This window comes from Streptomyces pseudovenezuelae, from assembly GCF_029892565.1.
Taxonomy (GTDB): Bacteria; Actinomycetota; Actinomycetes; order Streptomycetales; family Streptomycetaceae; genus Streptomyces; species Streptomyces pseudovenezuelae_A.
In genome coordinates, this window is the sequence record NZ_JARXVH010000004.1 from 284971 (window position 1) to 306952 (window position 21982).

A 21982-nucleotide genomic window follows, 5' to 3' on the forward strand; every position below is an offset into this window, starting at 1 on the left:
CGAAAGTCAAAGCTTGGCAAGCGCAGAGCAGCTGATGTTTTCACTTCTTGAACGAATCAACACCCAAAGCCCGGCGATATCGCTCATGTGAGCAGCTTGCGGCACGTCTGATTTCGATCGATGAACGATCAAGGGGTGGCACTGAGTGCCACCCCTTGGAGAAGTGCAGCCGAGCCAAGATCCGCTCATCCGAGCACCACCCCTATCAAAGGTGGCGAGAATCACGCTGCCGCAGCCGCCCGAATTTCACCATGCGGACACGTCCCGGGACCGAAACGCGCTCGTCACAAGCCGGGCGCGGGCACCACTCACCGACCGCGCGCATCACACCCCGAGCGCCCGCAACCGCTCCTCCACCCGCTCCGGCGCATACAGGTGCTCCACGACCAGCGCACCCGCCCCCACCAGCCCAGCCCGCTCCCCGAGCCGCGAGGTGACGATCTCCAGACGGGCCGTGGAACGCGACAGCGCCCGCTGATACAGCAGCTCCCGCACCCCCGTGAGAAACGGAGTTCCGGCCAGATCCCCGGCGATCATCAGAACACCGGGATTCAGCAGCGTGACAACGGTCGCGAGTACGTCCCCGACCTGCCGCCCCGCCTCCCGCGCGAGCCCGACCGCCTCCGGGTGCCCGGCGGCCAGCAACTCCCGCACGTCCGAGCCGGACGCGGCCTCCACTCCAGCCCCCGCGAGCCGTCGGGCCACGGCCCACCCACTGGCGACGGCGGCGAGACAGCCGTACGACCCACACCGGCACAGCGCCTCGGCGCCCACCCGAATGTGCCCGATGTCCCCGGCACCGCCGTCGATGCCCCGGAAGACGGAGCCGTCCACGACGACCCCGGCGCCGATGCCGGTGGAGACCTTGACCAGGACGAACGCCGAGCAGTCCGGGTATCCGGTGCGCTGTTCGCCGTACGCCATGAGGTTCGCGTCGTTGTCGACGAGCACGGGGACGCCGGCCGGTCCGCCGGTGTGCTCGGCGAAGGCGCCGGACAGCCGCCCTCTTATGTCGTAACCGTCCCAGCCCGGCATGATCGGCGGCTGCACGACCCGGCCGGTCTCGCTGTCGACGGGCCCCGGCACCGCGAGTCCGATACCGCAGACCGACCGCGCGGGCCGGTCCGTCTTGGCCAGCAGCTCGGCGAACCAGCCGCCGAGCGCGCCCAGCACCACGTCCGGGCCGTCCTCGACGACCAGGATCCCGGCCCGCTCGGCGAGGATCTCGCCGGTCAGGGTGAGCAGGGCGGCGCGGGCGTGGCGGGTGTCGAGATCGGCGGCCAGCACGACGGCGTGCTCGTCGTCGAACTCCAGGGTGATGGAAGGGCGGCCGCCGAGGGGCGAGTCGACCGGGCCGCCGGCGCCCTCGCGCAGCCAGCCCGCACGGAAGAGCCGGTCCAGGCGCTGGCCGACGGTGGCGCGGGACAGCCCGGTGGCCTGCTGGAGGGCACCGCGCGTGGTGGCCCGCCCGCTTCGTACCAGTTCGAGCAGATCACCGGCGCGAGCCTGACCCCGAATCCGGCCCCGAGCGGCCATGCGCACCCCCTTGTGTTTCTCAACCCTGCATTACATATTGAGTTTTGCGTGTTAAATAGACGTAACCCTACGGTAGCCAAGACCGAACCGGTCTGCCGAACGTCTTTCGGGGAGCCCCGAGTGGATCGCACTGCCCAACTCACCGCCCGCCCCACCGAGGGCACGCTTGTATACGATCCACCCCCGATGCCGGATTCGCTGCACCGCAGGGCCGCGCGGGTGCTGGAGGCCAACTGGACGGGCACGTCCACGGTCCCCTCGCGCAGCCTGTATCCGCACCAGTGGTCGTGGGACTCGGCGTTCATCGCGATCGGCCTGCGGCACCTGTCGCCGTTACGGGCCCAGACGGAGCTGGAGACGCTGCTGAGCGCCCAGTGGGCGGACGGGCGTATCCCGCACATCGTCTTCAACCCCTCCGTCCCGCTCGACGCGTACTTCCCGAGCCCCGACTTCTGGCGCTCCTCGACCGCGGGCCGCACCGCGGGCGCCCCGCGCACCGTACAGACCTCCGGCATCGTGCAGCCACCGGTCCACGCGCTGGCCGCGTGGCTGGTGCACAGCGCCGACCCGGGCCTCTCACGCGCGCGTGGCTTCCTCGCCGGCGTGTATCCCCGACTCGCCGCCTGGCACCGCTACTTGCTGCACCGCCGGGACCTGGGCGGCGGCGGACTCGCCTCCGTGGTCCACCCCTGGGAACAGGGTATGGACAACAGCCCCTGCTGGGACGCCCCGTTGGCCCGCGTCACCCCGGCCCCCGCCCGCTCCTTCCGCCGCGCCGACCTCGACCACGGCGCCCCCGAGGACCGGCCGACGGACCTGGACTACGGCCGATACGTGCGCCTGGCGACGGACTACCGAGACCGCGAATACGCCGACGGCGGCGGCGAGTTCGCGGTCGAGGACCCGGCGTTCAACGCCCTCCTCATCGCCTCGGAGCACGCCCTGGCCCGCATCGCCCGCGAACTGGGCGCGACGGGCACGGCCCGCCACGCACGCGCGGAACGCCTCACCACGGCACTGGTGGACCGCCTGTGGGACCCGAAGAGCGGCATGTTCCTGTGCCGGGATCTACGGGACGGAGATCACGAAGGCGCCCTCATCCCCGAGCGCAGCGTCTCCGGCCTGATCCCCCTCCTCCTGCCCGGCCTCCCGCGGGACATCGTCACGACGCTCCTGCACACCACCCGCGGCCCGCACTTCGGCCTCGGCGACAGCACCCGCCTCACCCCCAGCTACGACCTGCTGGGCGAGGCCTTCGACCCGCACCGGTACTGGCGCGGGCCGGCGTGGTTCAACACCAACTGGCTGCTGGAGAGCGGCCTGCGGGTGCACGGCGAACAAGCGGCCGCCGACTCACTGCGGGAGTCGCTCCTGCGCACCGCGGCCGACACCGACTTCGCGGAGTACCTCGACCCGTACACCGGCGAGGCCTGCGGAGCACTCGGCTTCGGCTGGACCGCCGCGCTGGCGCTCGATCTGCTCCATTCGCGCCCCGGACACGACGTGTCCTCCACGGGCGTCGCCACGTTCGAGATGAGGGACAAGGGAGGGGAACGGGGATGACGGACCGGCATCATCTGCTCGTGCACGGCGGGACGTTCGCGGCCGTGGGCGACGGCGGGGACATCAGCGGCGTCCGAGGGGCCGGTTCCCCGGACGGACTGTTCGTGCGGGACGCGAGGCACCTGAGCCGTTGGCAACTGACGGTCGACGGAGCGGTGCCGGAGTCGCTCACGCCGGTCGCGGACGGGGACACGGCACGCTGTGTCCTCGTCCCGCGCGGCGGCCGCCAGGAGCCGCCCAAGTGCACGCTCTTCCGCGAACAGGCAGTAGGGGACGGCGCGTTCGTCGAGTCCCTCCGGGTGACCAGCAACCGCCCGTCCCCCACCACGGTCCGCCTCGCGATCACCGTGGACGCCGACTTCACCGACCAGTTCGAACTGCGCTCCGACCACCGCACCTACACCAAGATCGGCGCCACCCGCTCCCGCCAGGTCCTGGACGACGGCGTGGAGTTCAGCTACCAGCGCGGCGAGTGGCGCTCGTGTACGACGGTGACGGCGGAGCCCGCCCCGGACGGCGTCGAGGAGACCGGCACCGGCGCCCGACGCCTGGTCTGGACCCTGGAACTCGCCCCGCACGGCACGACTGAGCTGACGTTACGGGTGATGGCCCGCCCGCACGGAGACAAGCGAGCCCGCCGCGTACCGGCGTCCCCGGCCGCGATGAACGAACAACTCCTGGCCCTGGAAGGCGAGTTCGCGGAGGGCGTACCCTTCCCGACCGGCTGGCCGGAGCTGGCGGCGGCCTGCGCACGCGGCCTCGCCGACCTCGCCTCGCTCCAGGTCCCGGCGACGGGCCCGGACGGCGAAGAGCTGCGCGTCCCGGCCGCCGGAGCCCCTTGGTTCCTCACCCTCCTGGGCCGAGACGCCCTCCTCACCTCCCTCTTCACCCTCCCCTACCGCCCCCAACTGGCCGCCGCGACCCTCCCCGCCCTCGCCGCCACCCAGGCGACGGAGACGGGCCCGACCTCGGTGTCGCAGCCCGGCAAGATCGTGCACGAGGTACGGCACGGGGAGTTGGCGCACTTCGGCCAAGTGCCGTTCGGCCGGTACTACGGCTCGGTCGACGCGACCCCCCTCTTCCTGGTCCTCCTCGGCGCCTACGTGGAACAGACCGGTGACGCGACCCTGGCCCGCCGCCTGGAACCGCACGCCCGCGCCGCGATCGGCTGGATGCTGGACCACGGCGGCCTCACCTCACGCGGCTACCTCGTCTACCGCGCCGACCAGGGCGGCCTCGCCAACCAGAACTGGAAGGACTCCCCCGGCGCGATCTGCTCCGCCGACGGCACCCGGGCGAGCGGACCGGTGATGGCGGCGGGCGCGCAGGGATACGCCTACGACGCCCTGCGCCGCACGGCCTGGCTCGCACGCACCGTCTGGGAGGACGAGACGTACGCGGCACTCCTGGAACAGGCGGCCGGCGATCTCCGGGACCGTTTCCAACGGGACTTCTGGATGCGGGACCTCAACTTCCCCGCGCTAGCCCTGGACGGGGAGGGCCGCCAGGTCAACGCGCTGGCGTCGGACGCCGGGCATCTTCTCTGGTCCGGCCTGCTGGACAAGGAGTACGGGGAGGCTGTGGGGCGGCGGCTGCTGGAGCCGGACTTCTTCTCGGGGTGGGGAGTTCGGACCCTTGCGTCGGGCCAGGCGGCGTATCACCCGCTGTCGTACCACCGCGGGTCGGTGTGGCCGCACGACAACGCGCTGATCACGCTGGGGTTGGCGCGGTACGGGTTGCATGACGAGGCGCGGTCGGTGGCGCATGCGTTGGTGGACGCGGCGACGGCCACGGGGCATCGGTTGCCGGAGGTGTTGGCCGGGTACGGCCGTGACACGCACTCGGAGCCGGTGCCGTATCCGCATGCGTGTGTGCGGGAGTCTCGTTCGGCGGCGGCCCCGTTGGCGCTGCTGACGGCGGTGGGGGGCGCGTAAGCAACGGGGTAGGGGGTTGTGGGGCGACTGCCGGCCGGTGGGGGCTGGTCGCGCCCACGCGGCGGAGCCGCATATCGACACAGCCCTGCGCCCCTAAAAACACTCTCCGTACCGTTGACCGGGCATTTGCCCGGTGTTTGCCTCCGGCCGTGAACACCGCTCCACGGACGGCCGTACGAGATGGCATCACAGGTCTCGCACGGAAGGAACCCTCGGGTGCCTGTCTTCACGCGCCTTAGTCACCACCAGGACACGTCACCCGAGGTCGAGCCGGAGGCCGGGGCGGAAGCGAGTGCGCCCGAGCCGAAGAAGGGGCTGCGGGCCCGCCTAGCGACGCTCCGCGACCGTCATCCCACAGCCATGCACACCATCCGCTGGACGATCACGATCCTCTGTGCCGCGCTCGTCCTCGGCGCGCTGATGCTGCCGAACCGGATGAACGCGCTGCAGCCGGACCGGTTCACGCGCATTCCGGTGGAGGCGATCCTCGGGGCGGCCGTGGCGCTGGCGCTACCCCGCCGGCCGCGGCTCATAGTCGCCGCGGTGTCCGGGGTGGCCCTGGGCGCGATGACGATCGTGAACCTGTTGGACATGGGGTTCCTGGAGTACCTGGGCCGGGGCTTCAACCTGATTCTGGACTGGGAGCTGCTGCCGGACGCGCAGGCGTACATCCAGGACTCGATGGGCAAGGCCGTGGCGGTCGGCGCGAGCGTCGGCGCGGTGGTCCTGGTGGTCGTACTGCTCACCGTGATGGCACTTGCCATGGTCCGCCTCAGCAACCTGCTCTCCCGCAACAAGCAGGTCGCGACCCGGGCGACGCTCATAGCCACCGTCGCCTGGGTGCTCTGCTCGGCGCTGAGTCTGCAGATCTCCGGGGTGCCGATCGCCGCCGACCGGACCGCGGCGGCCCTGAGTGTCCAGGTGCGGCGGGTGCAGGACACGTTGCGGGACGAGGCGGAGTTCCAGAAGGTGGCGAAGGTCGACGCGTTCGGGAACACGCCGCCCTCTCAACTCGTGCCCGACCTGCGCGGCAAGGACATGGTCTTCACCTTCATCGAGAGCTACGGCCGCAGCGCGATCGAGGACCCGATCATGGCGCCCGGAGTGGACAAGACGCTGGACGTGAGCACCAAAGCCCTCGCCAAGGCCGGCTTCCACGCGAAGAGCGGGTGGCTGACCTCGGCGACGTACGGCGGCAGCAGTTGGCTCGGCCACTCGACCACGATGTCGGGCCTGTGGATCGACAACCAGCAGCGCTACCGCACGGTGATGGCGAGCGACCACCTCAGCCTCACCAAGGCGTTCCAGAAGACGGGCGACTGGGACACGGTCGGGATCATGCCGGGTGTGCAGAAGGCGTGGCCGGAGCAGCAGTACTACGGCCTCGAATCGGTCCGCAACGCCTTCCAACTGGGCTACAAGGGCCCGAAGTTCAGCTGGTCCACGATGCCGGACCAGTACGCCCTGGAGGCGTACCAGAAGCTGGAGCACAGCAAGAAGCGCGACAAGCCGCTGATGTCGGAGATCATCCTGACCTCAAGTCACCAGCCCTGGGCGCCGATCCCGAAGATGGTCGACTGGGACAAGCTCGGCGACGGCTCGGTCTTCAACGCCATCCAGAAGGCCGGCAAGAAGGCCTCCGACGTCATCACGAACCCCACCAAGTCCCGTGAGGAGTACGGCAAGTCGGTCCAGTACTCGGTGACCGCGCTCACCCAGTGGATGGAGCGGTACGGCGACGAGAACACGGTCCTGGTCTTCCTCGGCGACCACCAGCCCATCGCCCGGGTCAGCGGTGACCACGCCAGCCGTGACGTCCCGATCTCCATCGTCGCCAAGGATCCGAAGGTCCTCGACAAGATCGCCGACTGGAACTGGTCCGACGGCCTCCGCCCCGCCCACAACGCCCCTGTCTGGAAGATGAGCGCGTTCCGGGACAAGTTCCTTACGGCGTACGGCTCCACTCCCCACCCGAAGAAGAGCTGACCGCAGTCCACTCACCCTCCAGGGGGCTCCGCCCCCTGGACCCCCATCGGCCCTGAAGGGGCCTCGTCCTCAAACGCCGGACGGGCTGAGTTAGCGGAACCGGCATCAAGCAGTGCACACACCCCGGCCCGGCCCCGACCCACTCCCCACCCGTGAGCGCGGACCCGTCACCCTCCAGACGTGTCCAGCTCCGCATCCTCGCTCAACCCGGCACAGTCGTACGGGTCCTTGAGCCAACCATCCGGCAGCACAACCCGGTTGTTCCCCGAGGTACGCCCACGCGGCCCGTCCGCCCCGACCGGCCAAGCCTGGTCGAGCTCCAACTCGTCCAGCCCGGCCCGCAGTTCGGCCAGAGACGACGTAACGGCAAGCCGCTTCCGCATCTCGCTCCCGACCGCGAACCCCTTCAAGTACCAAGCGACATGCTTACGGAAGTCGATGACGCCCCGCGCCTCGTCGCCGATCCACTCACCGAGCAACGTCGCGTGACGGACCATCACATCGGCGACCACGCGCAACGACGGCCGCGCGACATCCCCCGTACGCCCCTCGAACCCGGCCACCAGATCCGCGAACAGCCAAGGCCGCCCAAGGCACCCACGCCCCACGACAACCCCGTCGACACCCGTCTCCCGCACCATCCGCAGCGCGTCCTCGGCCGACCAGATGTCCCCGTTGCCGAGCACGGGAATCTCCGGCACGTGCTCCTTCAACCGAGCAATCGCCTCCCAGTCGGCCGTGCCGCCGTAGTGCTGAGCAGCCGTACGCCCGTGCAACGCGATCGCCGTGACCCCCTCCTCGACAGCGATACGCCCCGCGTCGAGGTACGTGATGTGGTCGTCGTCGATCCCCTTGCGCATCTTCATCGTGACCGGCAGGTCCCCGGCCCCCGACACGGCCTCGCGCAGGATCGCCCGCAGCAGGTTCCGCTTGTACGGAAGCGCGGACCCGCCACCCTTCCTCGTCACCTTGGGAACCGGGCACCCGAAGTTGAGGTCGATGTGATCGGCGAGCCCTTCCTCCGCGATCATCCGCACGGCCTTGCCCACCGTCGCCGGATCAACCCCGTACAGCTGAATCGAGCGAGGCGTCTCCGTCGCGTCGAAGTGGATCAGCTGCATGGTCTTCTCGTTGCGCTCGACCAGCGCCCGAGTAGTGATCATCTCGCTGACGAACAGCCCCTTCCCCCCGCTGAACTCCCGACACAGCGTGCGGAAGGGCGCGTTGGTGATCCCGGCCATGGGAGCCAGGACGACGGGCGGCTGAACGATGTGCGGCCCGATCTGCAGGGGCGCGGCGGTCGTGGACATTCCTCCATTGTCACGCACGCGGAAGAGTGCCCGCGGCGAGAAAGAAGAGTGCCCGAGGCAAGATCTTGTAACGGTCATTAGTTAGACACACTATCGACGTGAGCGTACGATGGAACGCATGCCCGAGCTCAGCCCCCGCCGCCGCATGCTGGTGCTCGCGATCTGCTGCATGAGCCTGCTGATCGTGAGCCTCGACGTCACCATCCTGAACGTCGCCCTCCCCTCGATGCAGGACGAACTGCACGCGAGTACGGCCGGCCTCCAGTGGACGATCGACGCGTACACCCTGGTCCTGGCCTCGCTGCTGATGCTGGCGGGCTCGACGGCGGACCGGATCGGCCGCAAGCGCGTGTTCATGGTGGGCCTGGTGGTCTTCAGCCTCGGCTCACTGCTCTGCTCCCTCGCCCCGAACCTCGACGCGCTGATCGCCTTCCGCATGATCCAGGCGGTCGGCGGCTCGATGCTCAACCCGGTCGCGATGTCGATCATCACCAACACGTTCACCGACCCGCGGGAGCGCGCCAAGGCGATCGGTGTGTGGGGCGCGGTGGTCGGCATATCGATGGCGGCGGGCCCGCTGATCGGCGGCGTACTGGTGGACTCGATCGGCTGGCGCTCGATCTTCTGGACCAACCTCCCGGTGGGCCTCGCGGCCCTGCTGCTGACCCTGCGCTACGTCCCCGAGTCCCGCGCCCCCAAGGCCCGCCGCCCCGACCCGGTCGGCCAGTTCCTGGTCATCGCCCTGTTCGGTTCACTGACGTACGCGATCATCGAGGCACCGACCTCCGGCATGACGACCGTGCTGCCGTTCGCGGCGATCGCGCTGGCCGCGCTCCTCGGACTCCTGCGCTACGAGCCGCGCCGCGACGAACCCCTCATCGACCTGCGCTTCTTCCGCTCGGCCCCGTTCAGCGGCGCCACCGTGATCGCGATCGGGGCGTTCGCGGCGCTGGGCGGCTTCCTGTTCCTGTCGACGCTGTACCTGCAGAACGTGCGCGGCCTGAGCGCCCTGCACGCCGGACTGTGGATGCTGCCGATGGCGGTGCCGATGTTCCTGTGCGCACCGGTGTCCGGGCGGCTGGTCGGCAGCCGGGGGCCGCGGCTCTCGCTGCTGATCGCGGGGACGGCGATGACGGTGAGCGCGGTGATGTTCGCGGCGTTCGACGCGGAGACCTCGAACGCGACCCTGTTCATCGGCTACGCCGTGTTCGGCATCGGCTTCGGTTTCGTGAACGCGCCGATCACCAACACGGCGGTGTCGGGGATGCCGCGGGCCCAGGCCGGCGTGGCCGCCGCGGTCGCCTCCACGAGCCGCCAGCTAGGGCAGACGCTGGGCGTCGCGGTGATCGGCGCGGTGCTGGCGTCGGGCATCGACGCGTCGTCGTACAAGACCACCTTCGTGTCGGCCTCGGTGCCGGGCTGGTGGATCCTCGTCGGCTGCGGAGCCACGGTGCTCGGGCTCGGGCTGCTGACGAGCGGGCGCTGGGCGCGGGGGACGGCGGAACGGACGGCAGAACAGCTGGAGTCGATCGAGGTACGCGAAGCGGCGAGGGTCAGCGCGTAACAAGACGCGACCACTCACCGCCACCCACGACGACCCGCGGTCAGCGCACAGCCCCGGTCTCCCTCTCCCCGGCCTTCTCCACCGCGATCTCGTGCAGCCGCTCCAGCCGCCGCCGCGACTCCTCGTCCACCGGCAGGTAGGTGACCATGCGCGGACCGACCTCCGGACCGAGCCACAGGTCCGTGTGGTGGACGGTGACGCGGCCGACGTACCTGTTGCGGAACTCCTTGCGCTTGCCGCGGTGTTCGACGATCTCGTGCCGCTCCCAGGCCTCGCAGAAGTCCTCGGACTCGGCGCGCAGCCGCTTGAGGAGGGTCTTCCAGGCGGGCTCGGCGAGGTGGCCCGCCATCGTGGCGCGGAAGCGGGCGGCCATCGTGCGCTGGGCGTCCGCGAGGTGCACGATCGAGGACTGCCAGTCCGGGTTGGTGTAGGAGAGGATCATGCAGTTGCGGTCCTCGGCGGGCACCTCGGCCAGGTCGCACAGCAGCAGTCCGTACGTGCGGTTGTAGGCGAGGATGTCGTACCGGCTGTTCTGCACGCAGGCCGGGACCGGTTCGAGCTGGTCGAGGACGGCGCGCAGGCCCGGGGTGATCGACGGGCAGGACGTGGCCGGCGTCGGGTCGATCGCGCCGGCGAGCTGGAAGAGGTGGGCCCGCTCGCTCGGGTCGAGCAGCAGGGTGCGGGCCAGGGCGTCCAGGACCTGCACGGAGACCTGGATGTCCCGGGCCTGTTCGAGCCACGTGTACCAGGTGACGCCGACCGCGGAGAGGTGGGCGACCTCCTCGCGCCGCAGTCCGGGCGTGCGGCGGCGCGAGCCGCGCACCAGACCGACCTGCTCCGGGGTGATGTGCTCGCGCCGGTGGCGCAGGAAGGCGGCGAGTTCGTGCCGGCGGATCGCCGACACGGCCGCACCGCGCGGCGGCGGGGCCGTGCCGTCGAGTGGCGTCAGATCCTGGGCCATGGTCGTCATACCCTCCAGCGTGCCTCGCCCCGTACCCTGTTGCCAGGTGGTTCCGCTACCAGGATAAGAAGACTCTGGTACCACTCTGCGCGTGGGCGCAGGCTCGTCACCGTGACCGAAACCCTCACTTCCCACCGGACCGGGACCCCCGCGCCACCCGCGCTGGGCGGCCTAGGCCTGTTCACGGTGCTGCTGGCCGCGGCACTGCCCCTCATCGACTTCTTCATCGTCAACGTCGCCCTGCCCAGCATCGGCCACGACCTCGCCGCGAGCGAGTCCGTGCTGGAGCTCGTCGTCGCCGGGTACGGACTCGCGTACGCCGTGCTGCTGGTCCTCGGCGGCCGGCTCGGCGACCTCTTCGGCCGCCGCCGGCTGTTCCTGGGCGGCATGGCCGCGTTCGGCCTGACCTCGCTGGCCTGCGGGCTCGCGCCGACCGCGTGGACGCTGGTCGCGGCCCGGGTCGCGCAGGGCGCCGCGTCCGCCGCGATGCTGCCGCAGGTGCTCGCCACCATCCAGTCGGCCACCGCCGGACCGCGCCGCGCCAAGGCGATGGGCCTCTACGGCGCGACGGCCGGACTGTCCATGGTGGCCGGGCAGATCCTCGGTGGCGTCCTGGTCGCCGCCGACATCGCCGGCACCGGCTGGCGCTCGGTGTTCCTCGTGAACGTCCCCGTGGTCGTCGTGGGCCTGATCCTGGCGGCCCGTGCGGTTCCCGAGACCCGGGCCCAGCGGCCGGAGCCGGTGGACGGGCCCGGCACGGTCCTGCTGGCGGCCACGCTGCTCGCGCTGCTGGCCCCGCTGACGGAGGGCCGGTCGGCGGGCTGGCCGCTGTGGACGTGGCTGTCGCTGGCCGCGTTCCCGTTCCTGGCGTGGACGTTCTACGCGGTGGAGCGCCGGGCGGACCGGCGCGGGCGGACGCCGCTGGTCCCGCCGAGCCTGTTCGAACTCACCTCGCTGCGGCGTGGGTTGGTGCTGATCGTGCCGTTCGCGTGCGGCTTCAGCGGCTTCATGTTCGTGATCGCGATGGCGCTGCAGCGGGGCGCCGGGCTCGGTCCGGTGCGGGCGGGGCTGGCCCTCGTACCGCTCGCGGTGACGTTCTTCTTCGCCTCCATCGCGGGACCGCGGCTGGTCGGCCGGTACGGGACGCGGGTGGTGACGGCGGGCTCGCTGCTCCAGGGCATCGGCCTGGTCCTGATGATCCTGGCCGCCCGGCACTCCTGGCCCCACCTGGACTTCGTGACCCTGCTGCCCGGCGGGGCGGTCGCCGGTATCGGGCAGGCCCTCCAACTCCCCGTGATCTTCCGGATCGTGATGTCGGAGGTGCCGTCCGCACGGGCCGGCGTCGGCAGCGGGGTCATGCTGACGACCCAGCAGTCCTCGCTCGCGCTCGGCGTCGCCACCCTCGGCACGCTGTTCCTGTCCCTGGTCCCGGGGATGGGCATGCGGGACGCACTGGTCGCCACGCTGCTGGTGCAACTGGCCGGCGTGGCACTGACGGGACTGCTCAGTCTGCGGCTGCCGAGGACCATCGGCTGAGCGGGGAGGCGCAGTTGGGAGCGCCGTACCTCACAGTTCGACGAACTTGCCGTGAAGAAACTCCCGTTGATGTTGATATTGCTGCACACTCCTTGCCGGAGGCTCCTGAGCGGAGGCGAGGCGCATGTTGCAGATCAACACGAGCAAGGTGAGCCGCTGGGACCAGCACGGGCGGGAACATGTCGTCCGCGTGCAGCGCAAGGGCGCGCAGCGCACGATCGTGTGCGACACCTGCGGCTGGAAGAAGAACGCGCAGTTCCTGCCCTGGCTGAAGGCGGAGGAACACCTGGCCGAGGCACACCAGGCGACGGTGGATCCGTCCGGGGGCTGAGGAACCGAGGGCTGAGGGAGCGATGAGTTCGTGGGGCGAGGAGAGTCGTATCCGATACGACTCCCCGGACCGGAAGGCCGACCGATGAGCTCTCTCCACGACACCCTGCGGCGACGCGTCGACGACGGCACCGTGCCGGGGGCGGTGGGCCTGGTGGCCCGCGGCGACGACGTCGAGGTGGTGACCGTCGGCTCCGTCGACGTCGAAGGCACCGCCCCGATGGCCCGCGACTCGATCTTCCGGATCGCCTCGGTCAGCAAGCCGGTCACGGCGGCGGCGGTGCTGGCGCTGGTGGAGGACGGGCGCCTCGCACTGGACGCCCCGGTGGAGGAGTGGCTGCCGGAGCTGGCGAAGCCGACGGTGGTCCGCACGCCCTCCTCGCCGGTCGAGGACGTGGTCCCGGCGGAGCGCCCGATCACGGTCGAGGACCTGCTGAGTTTCCGGGCCGGCTGGGGATTCCCGGACGACTTCTCCCTGTCGGCCGTCCAGACGCTGCTCGCGTTCCAGCAGGACGGCCGCGCCCCCTACCTCCAGCCCGGCCCCGACGAGTGGCTCGCCGCCCTGTCCCGGATCCCGATGGTGCGCCAGCCGGGCGCCGCGTGGCTCTACAACACCTGCTCGGACATCCAGGGCGTCCTGGTCGCCCGCGCCTCGGGCTCGACCTTCCCCGACTTCCTGGCGGAGCGGTTCTTCAAGCCGCTGGGCATGACGGACACGGCGTTCACGGTGCCGGAGCCGAAGCGGGCCCGCTTCACCACCGCCTACACCCCGGGCGAGAACGGCACGCTGGAGCAGGCCGACACCCCGGACGGCGGCTTCAGCCGGCCCCCGGCCTTCCCCTCGGGCGCCGGCGGACTGGTCTCGACGGCCGACGACCTGCTGGCCTTCGGCCGGATGCTCGCGAACGCCGGCGCGGCACCGGACGGCACCCCGGTCCTCACCCCCACCTCCGTGAGCCGCATGACCACCAACCACCTCACCGCGGCCCAGCGCGACGCCTCGGCCCTGTTCCTGGAGGGCCAGGGCTGGGGCTACGGCGGTCAGGTCGACGTCACCCCCGTGGACCCCTGGAACGTCCCCGGCCGCTACGGCTGGGTCGGCGGCACGGGCACGGCGGCCCACGTCGTCCCCCCGACGGGCACGGTGACGGTCCTGCTGACCCAGGTGGCGATGACCAGCCCGACCCCGACACCGCTGATGCGGGAGTTCTGGGCGAGCGCGGCGGAGGGCCAGGGCCTGTCCACCTGGTGAGGTCCTAGTCGGAGAACCGCTCCGGACGGAAGTCCGCGAGCAGTTCGTCGCTCTCCCCGCCGAGGATCTCCGCGGCGAGCAGCCGCCCGAGCACCGGCCCGAGCGTGATGCCGCTGTGGGAGACGGCCTCGTAGTAGCCCGGCACCGACGGCACCGCTCCCACCGAGGGGAAGCCGTCGGCCGGGATGGGCCGCTCGGCCACCCGTGCTTGCGCGATGCGGGAGTCGGCGAGCTCGGGAACGACCTGCCGCACCGATTCGTGGAGCAGCCGGGCGAGTTCCGCCGGCTCCTCGCCGGTGTCGATGAGTGCGTCGATCTCGCGGCTGTGCAGGACCATCGATCCGTCTCCGTCAGGTCGGATCTCGATGTGCGGCGCGTGCATGGCCCGGTGGATCGGGACCGGGGCACAGTCGATCCGGGTGACGACGCCGGGTTCCCGGCGCATCGGCAGGTGCCGTGCGACGAGCCCGGCGACGTGGGAGGCGTTGGGACCCGCCGCGTTCACGACGACGTCGACATCGAGACTGCTCCCGTCGGACAGAGCGACGGTCCGGACGCCCCCGTCGGCGTCGGTGCCGATGTCACGGACCTCGGTGCCGGACCTCAACTCGGCGCCGGCCGCGACGGCTTGGCCGACCAGGCGGCCGACGAGATGACGTCCGTGCACCCAGGCCTCGTCGGGGTAGAAGAGGACGGGAACCTCGTCGGGCAGCGCGAGAGCGGGTTCGAGGCGGCGGCGCACCTCGGCCCCCGTGGACATCTCGACCCGGTAGTCCCAACTGACCAGCAGCTCGGCCGTTTCCAGGAACTTCGCCTCGGCCGCGGGGTCATCCGCCCAGCGCAGGTGACCAGTTGGATACCACCACGAGTCCGGGCCGATGGTCGCGGCCAGCTCGCGGTGCGCCGCCAGGCCCGCGACGTTCAGGTCGAAGTAGGACCTGCGCACGGTCTTGTTGCTGGCGTTGGCCCACGAGAAGGACCAGTCGGTGACCCCTTCCCCGGGCCGACCCGCGTCGATGAGGACCACCTCGGCGCCCTGCCGGGACAGGTTCCAGCCCACGCAGGCTCCGAGGACGCCCACTCCGATGACGGCAATGCGTCGAGTCCGCTCCACGGACCCGATTCTCACCCCCGCAGGCCCCGCACCAACAGGTCCACGACCGCCTCGAACTCCCCCTGCGCGCCCGGCTGTTCCCATTCCTTGGCGTAACCGGGGTCGTGGAAGCGGCCCGTGGCCTGGAAGACGGCGGTGGCGGAGGTGAGGGGGTCGGCGGTGGTGAACGCGCCGGTGTCGACGCCCGCCTGGATGATCCGGGTCAACTGCTCGGTCAGCTCGGTGAGATGGTCGCTGACGACTCCGCCGTGCTCGGTCGCAAGGACGCTGTAGGTGGCGAACAGCTCCGGATCGGCGCCCGCCTTGCGCCGCTTGGCCGCGAACAGGCCCGCGAGCCAGTCGCGCAGGCGGGTCTCCGGGTCCCGGTCGGTCTCGGCGACGATCCCCGACAGCGCCTCGGCCGTCCGGTCCAGCCACCGCTGGGTCACCGCCTCCCGCAGCGCGGCCTTCGTACGGAAGTGCCGGTAGACGCTGCCATGGCTGACGCCGAGCGCGCGGGCGACGTCCACCACGGTGGCCTTGGCCGGGCCGTGGCGGCGCAGCACCTCCTCGGTCGCTTCGAGGATGCGCTCGGCGGTCAGGGTCGGGGTGGTCGGTGCCATGTCCTAGACGGTACCCGCAGGCAGGATCACTGCTCGGTGCCCAGATGTGCCATCTGCACGGCCGGGTAGCGGGTGCCCGCGGCCGCGCCCGCCGGCACCGCCTCCTCGATCGCCGCCAGGTCCGCCGCCTCCAGCGTGACGTCCAGCGCGCCCAGCGACTCGGTCAGCCGCTCCCGGGTGCGGGCGCCGACCAGCGGCACGATGTCCTCGCCGCGCGAGAGGACCCAGGCGATGGCGATCTGCGCGACCGTCACGCCCTTCTGCTCGGCGATCTTGCGCAGCGCCTCGACGAGTTCGAGGTTGCGGCGGAGGTTGTCGCCCTGGAAGCGGGGCGAGAAGGAACGGAAGTCCGTCGCCCCGAGCTGCCGGTCCTGCGTGAAGTGGCCGGAGATCAGACCGCGGGAGAGCACACCGTACGCCGTGATGCCGATGCCCAGCTCGCGGGTGGTCGGCAGGATCTCCCGCTCGATGTCACGGGTGACGATCGCGTACTCGATCTGCAGGTCGGCGATGGGCGCGGTGGCGGCGGCCCGCCGGATGGCGTCCGCACTCGCCTCGCTGAGGCCGATGTGGCGTACGTGCCCCTTCTCGACCAGCTCCGCGATCGCGCCGACCGTCTCCTCGATCGGCACGTCCGGGTCGACCCGGGCGATGCGGTAGACGTCGATGTGGTCGACGCCGAGCCGCTGGAGCGAGTACGCGGCGAAGTTCTTCACGGCGGCGGGCCGGCCGTCGTAGCCGGTCCAGCCGCCGTCCGGGTCGCGCAGCCCGCCGAACTTGACGCTGGTGAGCGCCTGTTCGCGACGGGCCGCGGGGGCGGTGCGCAGGGCCTCGCCGATCAGCATCTCGTTGTGGCCCATGGCGTAGAAGTCGCCGGTGTCGAGCAGGGTCACGCCCGCTTCGAGTGCCGCGTGGATGGTCGCGATCGCCTCGCCGCGGTCCGCTTCGCCGTACAGCGCGGACATGCCCATGCAGCCGAGGCCGAGAGCGGAGACCTGGGGGCCGGTGGTGCCGAGGGTTCGAGTGGGGGTCGTCGTCATGCACTCCACCATGGCATGACAGCTGACAGATTTCAATATCTGTCATTCCAACCTTTGTCGGAGCGGCCCGAGAATGGTCCATACCTATTGACGAGAGGTCTGGACCACGAGCACTGTCGTGCCAGCACTGTCATGCCTACGACACCTCACCGCACCCCCACCGGGAGGATCCGCATGCTCCGCCGCACGCTGCGCCTGCTCGCCGCCGGCCTCACCACGGCCGTACTCGCCCCGCTGGCGATCGCCACCGCCCCCACCGCGTCCGCCGCCGACACCTGCGCCGTGAAGTCCCGTCCGGCCGGCAAGGTCCTCCAGGGCTACTGGGAGAACTGGGACGGCTCCTCCAACGGCGTCCACCCGCCCTTCGGCTGGACCCCGATCACCGACTCGCGCATCGCCGCCCACGGCTACAACGTGATCAACGCGGCCTTCCCGGTCATCCGTTCCGACGGAACGGCCCTGTGGGAGGACGGCATGGACGCGGGCGTGAAGGTGGCGACACCGGCGGAGATGTGCGCGGCGAAGGCCTCCGGCCAGACGATCCTGATGTCGATCGGCGGCGCGGCGGCGGGCATCGACCTCAGCTCGACCACCGTGGCGAACAAGTTCGTCTCGACGATCGTCCCGATCCTGAAGAAGTACAACTTCGACGGCATCGACATCGACATCGAGACGGGCCTGGTAGGCAGCGGCAGTATCACCCAACTCTCCACGTCCCAGGCCAACCTGATCCGCATCATCGACGGCATCCTGGCCCAGATGCCGTCCAACTTCGGCCTGACGATGGCCCCGGAGACCGCGTACGTCACCGGCGGCAGCATCACCTACGGCTCGATCTGGGGCGCGTACCTGCCGATCGTCAAGAAGTACGCCGACAACGGCCGCCTGTGGTGGCTGAACATGCAGTACTACAACGGCAGCATGTACGGCTGCTCCGGCGACTCCTACTCGGCCGGCACCGTGGCGGGCTTCACCGCCCAGACCGACTGCCTCAACAAGGGCCTGGTCGTGCAGGGCACGACGATCAAGGTCCCCTACGACAAGCAGGTTCCGGGCCTCCCCGCCCAGTCGGGCGCGGGCGGCGGCTACATGTCACCGTCCCTGGTCTCCCAGGCCTGGCGCCACTACGGCACCTCGCTCAAGGGCCTGATGACCTGGTCGATCAACTGGGACGGCTCGAAGAACTGGACGTTCGGCGACAACGTGAAGTCCCTGCAAGGCCGTTGAGTTCTAGCGGGCGGTGAGGGCGAGCTTCGCCCCCAGCGCCACGAACGACCCCGCGAAACTCCGCCGCAGCCACGCCATCACCCTCGGCCGGGAGGTGACGTGACTGCGGACGGAGGCCGCGAGAACGCCGTACGCGGCGAAGACGACGAACGTCGCCAGCATGAAGACACCGCTGAGCGCCAACATCCGTACGGCGGAGTGGGGTTCACCGGGGCTCACGAACTGGGGCAGGAACGCGAAGAAGAAGATCGTCAGCTTCGGGTTGAGAATGTTGATCAGCACGCCCCGGACGATCACGCGGCCGGCGGACAGGGGCGCGCCGTCCTGGTCGACGTCGATCGCCGCCTTGTCCTTCACCGTCGCCCACGCCATGTAGAGGAGATAGGCGACACCGGCGTACTTGAGGGTCTGGAAGGCGGCGGCACTGGCGTTCAGCAGCGCGGCCAGCCCGATGACGGTGGCCAGCACATGCGGCACGATCCCGAGCGTGCAGGCGAACGCCGCGAGGACGCTCGCGCGCCGGCCACGGGAGAGACCGGCGGCCAGGGTGTAGACGACGCCGGTGCCGGGGGTGGCGACAACGACAAGGGTGGTCAGCAGGAACGCGATGCTCATGCCGACCACCCTCGCGGTGCCGCAGGCCCTGTTACAGGTCCAAAGCGGCACCGCCATCCAGGGCCAGTTGTGCCCTAGGCGCCGATCAGGCGACCAGCGAGGTAGCCCTCGATCTGGTCCAGCGACACGCGTTCCTGCTTCATCGAGTCGCGCTCGCGGACCGTCACCGCGTTGTCCTCAAGGGTGTCGAAGTCGACCGTCACGCAGTACGGCGTGCCGATCTCGTCCTGGCGGCGGTAGCGGCGGCCGATCGCGCCGGCGTCGTCGAACTCGATGTTCCAGTTCTGGCGCAGCGCGGTGGCGAGGCCCTTGGCCTTCGGGGACAGCTCCGGGTTGCGGGAGAGGGGCAGGACGGCCACCTTCACGGGAGCCAGGCGGTGGTCCAGGCGCAGCACCGTGCGCTTCTCCAGCTTGCCCTTGGCGTTGGGCGCCTCGTCCTCGACGTACGCGTCGAGCAGGAAGGCGAGCATCGCGCGGCCGACACCGGCCGCCGGTTCGATGACGTACGGCGTCCAGCGCTCCCCGGCCTCCTGGTCGAAGTAGGAGAGGTCCTGGCCGGAGGCCTTGGAGTGGGCGCTGAGGTCGAAGTCGGTGCGGTTGGCGACGCCTTCCAGCTCGCCCCACTCGTTGCCGCCGAACTGGAAGCGGTACTCGATGTCAGCGGTGCGCTTGGAGTAGTGGGAGAGCTTCTCCTTGGGGTGGTCGTACCACCGCATGTTCTCCTCGCGCAGGCCCAGGCCGGTGTACCAGTTCCAGCGCTGCTCCATCCAGTACTCCTGCCACTTCTCGTCCTCGCCCGGCTTGACGAAGAACTCCATCTCCATCTGCTCGAACTCGCGGGTGCGGAAGATGAAGTTGCCGGGCGTGATCTCGTTGCGGAAGGACTTGCCCATCTGCGCGATGCCGAACGGCGGCTTGCGGCGCGAAGTGGTCTGCACCTGGGCGAAGTTGGTGAAGATGCCCTGGGCGGTCTCGGGGCGCAGGTAGGCGACGGAGCCGGTGTCCTGCGTCGGGCCCAGGTGGGTGGAGAGCAGGCCCGAGAACTGCTTGGGCTCGGTGAACTGGCCCTTGTTGCCGCAGTTGGGGCAGTTGACGTCCGCGAGGCCGTTCGCCGGCGGGCGGCCGTGCTTGGCCTCGTACGCCTCTTCCAGGTGGTCGGCACGGAACCGCTTGTGGCACGAGGTGCACTCGGTCAGCGGGTCCGAGAAGGTGGCGACGTGACCGGAGGCGACCCACACCTCGGGGGCCAGGATGACGGACGAGTCGATACCGACCACGTCCTCGCGCGACGTCACCATGTAGCGCCACCACTGGCGCTTCAGGTTCTCCTTGAGCTCGACACCGAGCGGCCCGTAGTCCCAGGCGGCCTTCTGGCCGCCGTAGATCTCACTGCAGGGGAATACGAAGCCACGGCGCTTGCTCAGGCTGACGATGGTGTCGATCTTGTCGGCGGCCACGGTGCTCTCTTCATTACGACGACGGACGAGGAAGCGAGACGCTTCAGAGCGAATGCTTCAGCGTACCGGCGGGCCCTCCCCCCTAACCAAATCGGTCCGGGAGTCAGGACGCCCGCCCGGCACTCTCACCGGGCTCTCACCGTCGCTCTCACCGGCACTTGTTGACAACGGTTTCCATATTTGTTGAAAATGACTGTCATGAACGTACGACGACACCACATATCCGGGGTCGCGGTCGCCGCCGTCACCGCACTCGGACTCGGCACCCTCTCCGCCTGTTCCGACGAGAGCGCCGCCGCCGCCAACACGGACAAGTTCGACGTCGTCGCGTCGTTCTACCCGATGGCCTACCTCGCCGAGCGGATAGGCGGGGACCACGTGAGTGTCACCAGCCTGACCCAGCCCGGCCAGGAGCCGCACGACCTGGAGATCAGCGCCCGGCAGACCGCGCGGCTCCAGGAGTCCGACGCGGTGCTCTACCTCAAGAACCTCCAGCCCTCCGTCGACGACGCGGTGGCCCAGTCCGAGGTCAAGACCAAGATCGACGCCGCCTCCCTGACCACGCTGGAGAAGCACGGCAACGAGGTCGGCGGCCACGCGGCCTCGCACGACGACTCCGAGAACGACGAGCTGGCCGGCCTCGACCCGCACGTCTGGCTCGACCCGGTGCGCTACTCCCAGATCGCCGAGGGCGTCGGCAAGGCCTTCGAGAAGGCCGACCCGGACCACGCGGCCGACTACAGGACCAACACCGCGGCCCTGGTGAAGAAGCTCGGCGCGCTCAACACCCAGTTCAAGGACGGGCTGGCCGACACCAGGACGAAGGTGTTCATCACCACGCACGCCGCCTTCGGCTACCTCGCCGAGCGCTACGGCCTGACCGAGGAGGCCATCAACGGCCTCGACCCCGAGTCGGAGCCCAGCGCGGCCCGGGTGAAGGACCTTGAGAAGATGGCCAAGGCCGACGGCGTCACCACGGTGTTCTACGAGACGCTCGTCAGCGACAAGACCGCGAAGACCATCGCCGCCGACGCGAACCTGAAGACCGACGTCCTCGACCCGATCGAGGGCATCACCTCCAAGTCCCGCGGCAAGGACTACTTCTCGGTCCAGGAGGCGAACCTCAAGGCGCTGCAGACGGCCCTGGGAAGTAAATGATCCACCCCATGATCAGCACGGAGGACGACATGGCCGAGCCCGTCATCTCGCTGCGCGGCGTGAGCGCCGAGCTGGGCTCGCGCCCCGTCCTGCGCGGCATCGACCTCACCGTGCACCGCGGTGAGGTCGTCGCGCTGCTCGGCGCCAACGGCTCCGGCAAGTCGACCGCGATCCGCACGCTCATCGGCCAAGTCCCGGTGAGCGCGGGGGAGATCGAGCTGTTCGGCACCGAGCGGGCGCGCTTCCGCGACTGGGGGCGCGTGGGCTACGTACCGCAGCGCACCACGGCCGCGGGCGGAGTACCGGCCACGGTCACCGAGATCGTCGCGTCCGGGCGGCTGTCCCGGGCCCGCTTCGGGGTGCTGCGCAAGGCCGACCACGCGGCGGTGCGCCGGGCCCTTGAGCTGGTCGGCATGGCGGACCGGGCGAAGGACTCGGTCAACGAGCTCTCCGGCGGCCAGCACCAGCGGGTGCTGATCGCCCGCGCGCTCGCCCCGGAACCCGAACTGCTGATCATGGACGAGCCGATGGCGGGCGTAGACCTCGCGAGCCAGGAGGTGCTGGCGCGCACCCTGCGCGAACAGGTCGCCGCCGGCGCCACCGTCCTGCTCGTCCTGCACGAACTGGGCCCCCTGGAGCCCCTGATCGACCGGGCGGTCGTCCTGCGCGACGGCTGTGTGCTGCACGACGGACCGCCCCCGAAGGCGCTCGGCCAGCACGCCCTGCCCGGCCACGACCACGTACACCCGCACGCGTCGGCGGACACCGAGCCGGTCCGCACGGGCCTGCTGAGCTGA

The 21982-nt window shown here is 70.3% G+C and carries 18 protein-coding genes; 10 read left to right on the top strand and 8 right to left on the bottom strand.

Translation table 11 applies throughout. The features are described from left to right. Positions 1-324: 324 nt before the first annotated feature. The gene (locus M2283_RS14115; protein WP_280876529.1) at positions 325-1536 is read right to left on the bottom strand and encodes an ROK family protein; all 1212 of its coding nucleotides are present in this window, start codon (positions 1534-1536) and stop codon (positions 325-327) included. A gap of 120 nt (positions 1537-1656) precedes the next feature. Between M2283_RS14115 and M2283_RS14120 the strand changes: the two genes are divergently transcribed. The 3 genes from M2283_RS14120 to M2283_RS14130 all read left to right on the top strand — a co-directional run bounded on the left by M2283_RS14120 (position 1657) and on the right by M2283_RS14130 (position 7019). Continuing rightward, positions 1657-3099, top strand: a complete 1443-nt coding sequence (locus M2283_RS14120) for an MGH1-like glycoside hydrolase domain-containing protein (protein WP_280876530.1) — start codon at positions 1657-1659, stop codon at positions 3097-3099. Beyond that, on the top strand, positions 3096-5033 hold the full coding sequence (locus M2283_RS14125; RefSeq protein WP_280876531.1) for an amylo-alpha-1,6-glucosidase: 1938 nt from the start codon (positions 3096-3098) through the stop codon (positions 5031-5033). Before M2283_RS14120 ends, M2283_RS14125 begins: the two co-directional genes overlap by 4 nt. Positions 5034-5393: 360 nt before the next feature. Further along, positions 5394-7019 (top strand): CDP-alcohol phosphatidyltransferase, encoded by a 1626-nt coding sequence (locus M2283_RS14130; RefSeq protein WP_280876964.1) that lies wholly within the window; start codon positions 5394-5396, stop codon positions 7017-7019. A gap of 167 nt (positions 7020-7186) precedes the next feature. On the opposite strand, the gene dusB is transcribed toward M2283_RS14130, so the two are convergent. Then, entirely contained in the window at positions 7187-8329 is a 1143-nt protein-coding gene (dusB, locus tag M2283_RS14135) for a tRNA dihydrouridine synthase DusB (protein WP_280876532.1), read from the bottom strand. Positions 8330-8447: 118 nt separating this feature from the next. On the opposite strand from dusB, the gene M2283_RS14140 reads away from it, so the two are divergent. Then, entirely contained in the window at positions 8448-9893 is a 1446-nt protein-coding gene (locus M2283_RS14140) for an MFS transporter (protein ID WP_280876533.1), read from the top strand. Between the two features lie 40 nt (positions 9894-9933). Here the strand turns inward: M2283_RS14140 and M2283_RS14145 are convergent, their stop codons facing one another. Further along, positions 9934-10863, bottom strand: coding sequence for a helix-turn-helix transcriptional regulator (locus M2283_RS14145; protein ID WP_432423072.1), 930 nt, complete (start codon positions 10861-10863; stop codon positions 9934-9936). A gap of 102 nt (positions 10864-10965) precedes the next feature. On the opposite strand from M2283_RS14145, the gene M2283_RS14150 reads away from it, so the two are divergent. From M2283_RS14150 to M2283_RS14160, 3 genes are all read left to right on the top strand, one after another. After that, complete coding sequence (locus M2283_RS14150) at positions 10966-12390, top strand: MFS transporter (RefSeq protein WP_280876534.1); 1425 nt, start codon at positions 10966-10968, stop codon at positions 12388-12390. 124 nt (positions 12391-12514) lie between these two features. Next, the gene (locus M2283_RS14155) at positions 12515-12721 is read left to right on the top strand and encodes a hypothetical protein (RefSeq protein WP_280876535.1); all 207 of its coding nucleotides are present in this window, start codon (positions 12515-12517) and stop codon (positions 12719-12721) included. A gap of 84 nt (positions 12722-12805) precedes the next feature. Next, a complete protein-coding gene (locus M2283_RS14160; RefSeq protein ID WP_280876536.1) occupies positions 12806-13972 on the top strand; it encodes a serine hydrolase domain-containing protein in 1167 nt (388 codons plus the stop codon). A gap of 4 nt (positions 13973-13976) precedes the next feature. On the opposite strand, the gene M2283_RS14165 is transcribed toward M2283_RS14160, so the two are convergent. The 3 genes from M2283_RS14165 to M2283_RS14175 are packed head-to-tail and all read right to left on the bottom strand — an operon-like array spanning position 13977 to position 16728. Then, positions 13977-15086 (bottom strand): NAD(P)/FAD-dependent oxidoreductase, encoded by a 1110-nt coding sequence (locus M2283_RS14165; RefSeq protein WP_280876537.1) that lies wholly within the window; start codon positions 15084-15086, stop codon positions 13977-13979. Positions 15087-15097: 11 nt separating this feature from the next. Then, positions 15098-15688: a TetR family transcriptional regulator gene (locus M2283_RS14170; protein WP_280876538.1), complete on the bottom strand. Its 591-nt coding sequence runs from the start codon at positions 15686-15688 to the stop codon at positions 15098-15100. Positions 15689-15714: 26 nt separating this feature from the next. Next, a complete protein-coding gene (locus tag M2283_RS14175) occupies positions 15715-16728 on the bottom strand; it encodes an aldo/keto reductase (protein WP_280876539.1) in 1014 nt (337 codons plus the stop codon). Between the two features lie 174 nt (positions 16729-16902). Here M2283_RS14175 and M2283_RS14180 point away from each other — a divergent pair, with 174 nt between their 5' ends. Beyond that, entirely contained in the window at positions 16903-17955 is a 1053-nt protein-coding gene (locus tag M2283_RS14180) for a chitinase (RefSeq protein ID WP_280876540.1), read from the top strand. A 3-nt stretch (positions 17956-17958) separates the two neighbouring features. Here the strand turns inward: M2283_RS14180 and M2283_RS14185 are convergent, their stop codons facing one another. Next, positions 17959-18570, bottom strand: coding sequence for a LysE family translocator (locus tag M2283_RS14185; protein WP_280876541.1), 612 nt, complete (start codon positions 18568-18570; stop codon positions 17959-17961). 74 nt (positions 18571-18644) lie between these two features. Then, positions 18645-20027 carry a glycine--tRNA ligase gene (locus tag M2283_RS14190; RefSeq protein ID WP_280876542.1) on the bottom strand — a complete coding sequence of 461 codons (1383 nt, stop codon included), beginning with the start codon at positions 20025-20027 and terminating at the stop codon, positions 18645-18647. A 198-nt stretch (positions 20028-20225) separates the two neighbouring features. On the opposite strand from M2283_RS14190, the gene M2283_RS14195 reads away from it, so the two are divergent. Together M2283_RS14195 and M2283_RS14200 are read left to right on the top strand one after the other, a co-directional pair. Beyond that, entirely contained in the window at positions 20226-21185 is a 960-nt protein-coding gene (locus tag M2283_RS14195; protein ID WP_280876543.1) for a metal ABC transporter substrate-binding protein, read from the top strand. Between the two features lie 8 nt (positions 21186-21193). Continuing rightward, complete coding sequence (locus M2283_RS14200) at positions 21194-21982, top strand: metal ABC transporter ATP-binding protein (protein WP_432423073.1); 789 nt, start codon at positions 21194-21196, stop codon at positions 21980-21982.

Excerpts from the sequence above, each read along its gene's own strand:
- M2283_RS14115 (WP_280876529.1), bottom strand. The coding sequence starts at position 1,536 with ATGGCCGCTCGGGGCCGGATTCGGGGTCAGGCTCGCGCCGGTGATCTG.
- M2283_RS14125 (WP_280876531.1), top strand. The coding sequence starts at position 3,096 with ATGACGGACCGGCATCATCTGCTCGTGCACGGCGGGACGTTCGCGGCC.
- M2283_RS14130 (WP_280876964.1), top strand. The coding sequence starts at position 5,394 with ATGCACACCATCCGCTGGACGATCACGATCCTCTGTGCCGCGCTCGTC.
- dusB (WP_280876532.1), bottom strand. The coding sequence starts at position 8,329 with ATGTCCACGACCGCCGCGCCCCTGCAGATCGGGCCGCACATCGTTCAG.
- M2283_RS14140 (WP_280876533.1), top strand. The coding sequence starts at position 8,448 with ATGCCCGAGCTCAGCCCCCGCCGCCGCATGCTGGTGCTCGCGATCTGC.
- M2283_RS14145 (WP_432423072.1), bottom strand. The coding sequence starts at position 10,863 with ATGACGACCATGGCCCAGGATCTGACGCCACTCGACGGCACGGCCCCG.
- M2283_RS14155 (WP_280876535.1), top strand. The coding sequence starts at position 12,515 with ATGTTGCAGATCAACACGAGCAAGGTGAGCCGCTGGGACCAGCACGGG.
- M2283_RS14160 (WP_280876536.1), top strand. The coding sequence starts at position 12,806 with ATGAGCTCTCTCCACGACACCCTGCGGCGACGCGTCGACGACGGCACC.
- M2283_RS14170 (WP_280876538.1), bottom strand. The coding sequence starts at position 15,688 with ATGGCACCGACCACCCCGACCCTGACCGCCGAGCGCATCCTCGAAGCG.
- M2283_RS14175 (WP_280876539.1), bottom strand. The coding sequence starts at position 16,728 with ATGACGACGACCCCCACTCGAACCCTCGGCACCACCGGCCCCCAGGTC.
- M2283_RS14180 (WP_280876540.1), top strand. The coding sequence starts at position 16,903 with ATGCTCCGCCGCACGCTGCGCCTGCTCGCCGCCGGCCTCACCACGGCC.
- M2283_RS14185 (WP_280876541.1), bottom strand. The coding sequence starts at position 18,570 with ATGAGCATCGCGTTCCTGCTGACCACCCTTGTCGTTGTCGCCACCCCC.
- M2283_RS14195 (WP_280876543.1), top strand. The coding sequence starts at position 20,226 with ATGAACGTACGACGACACCACATATCCGGGGTCGCGGTCGCCGCCGTC.
- M2283_RS14200 (WP_432423073.1), top strand. The coding sequence starts at position 21,194 with ATGATCAGCACGGAGGACGACATGGCCGAGCCCGTCATCTCGCTGCGC.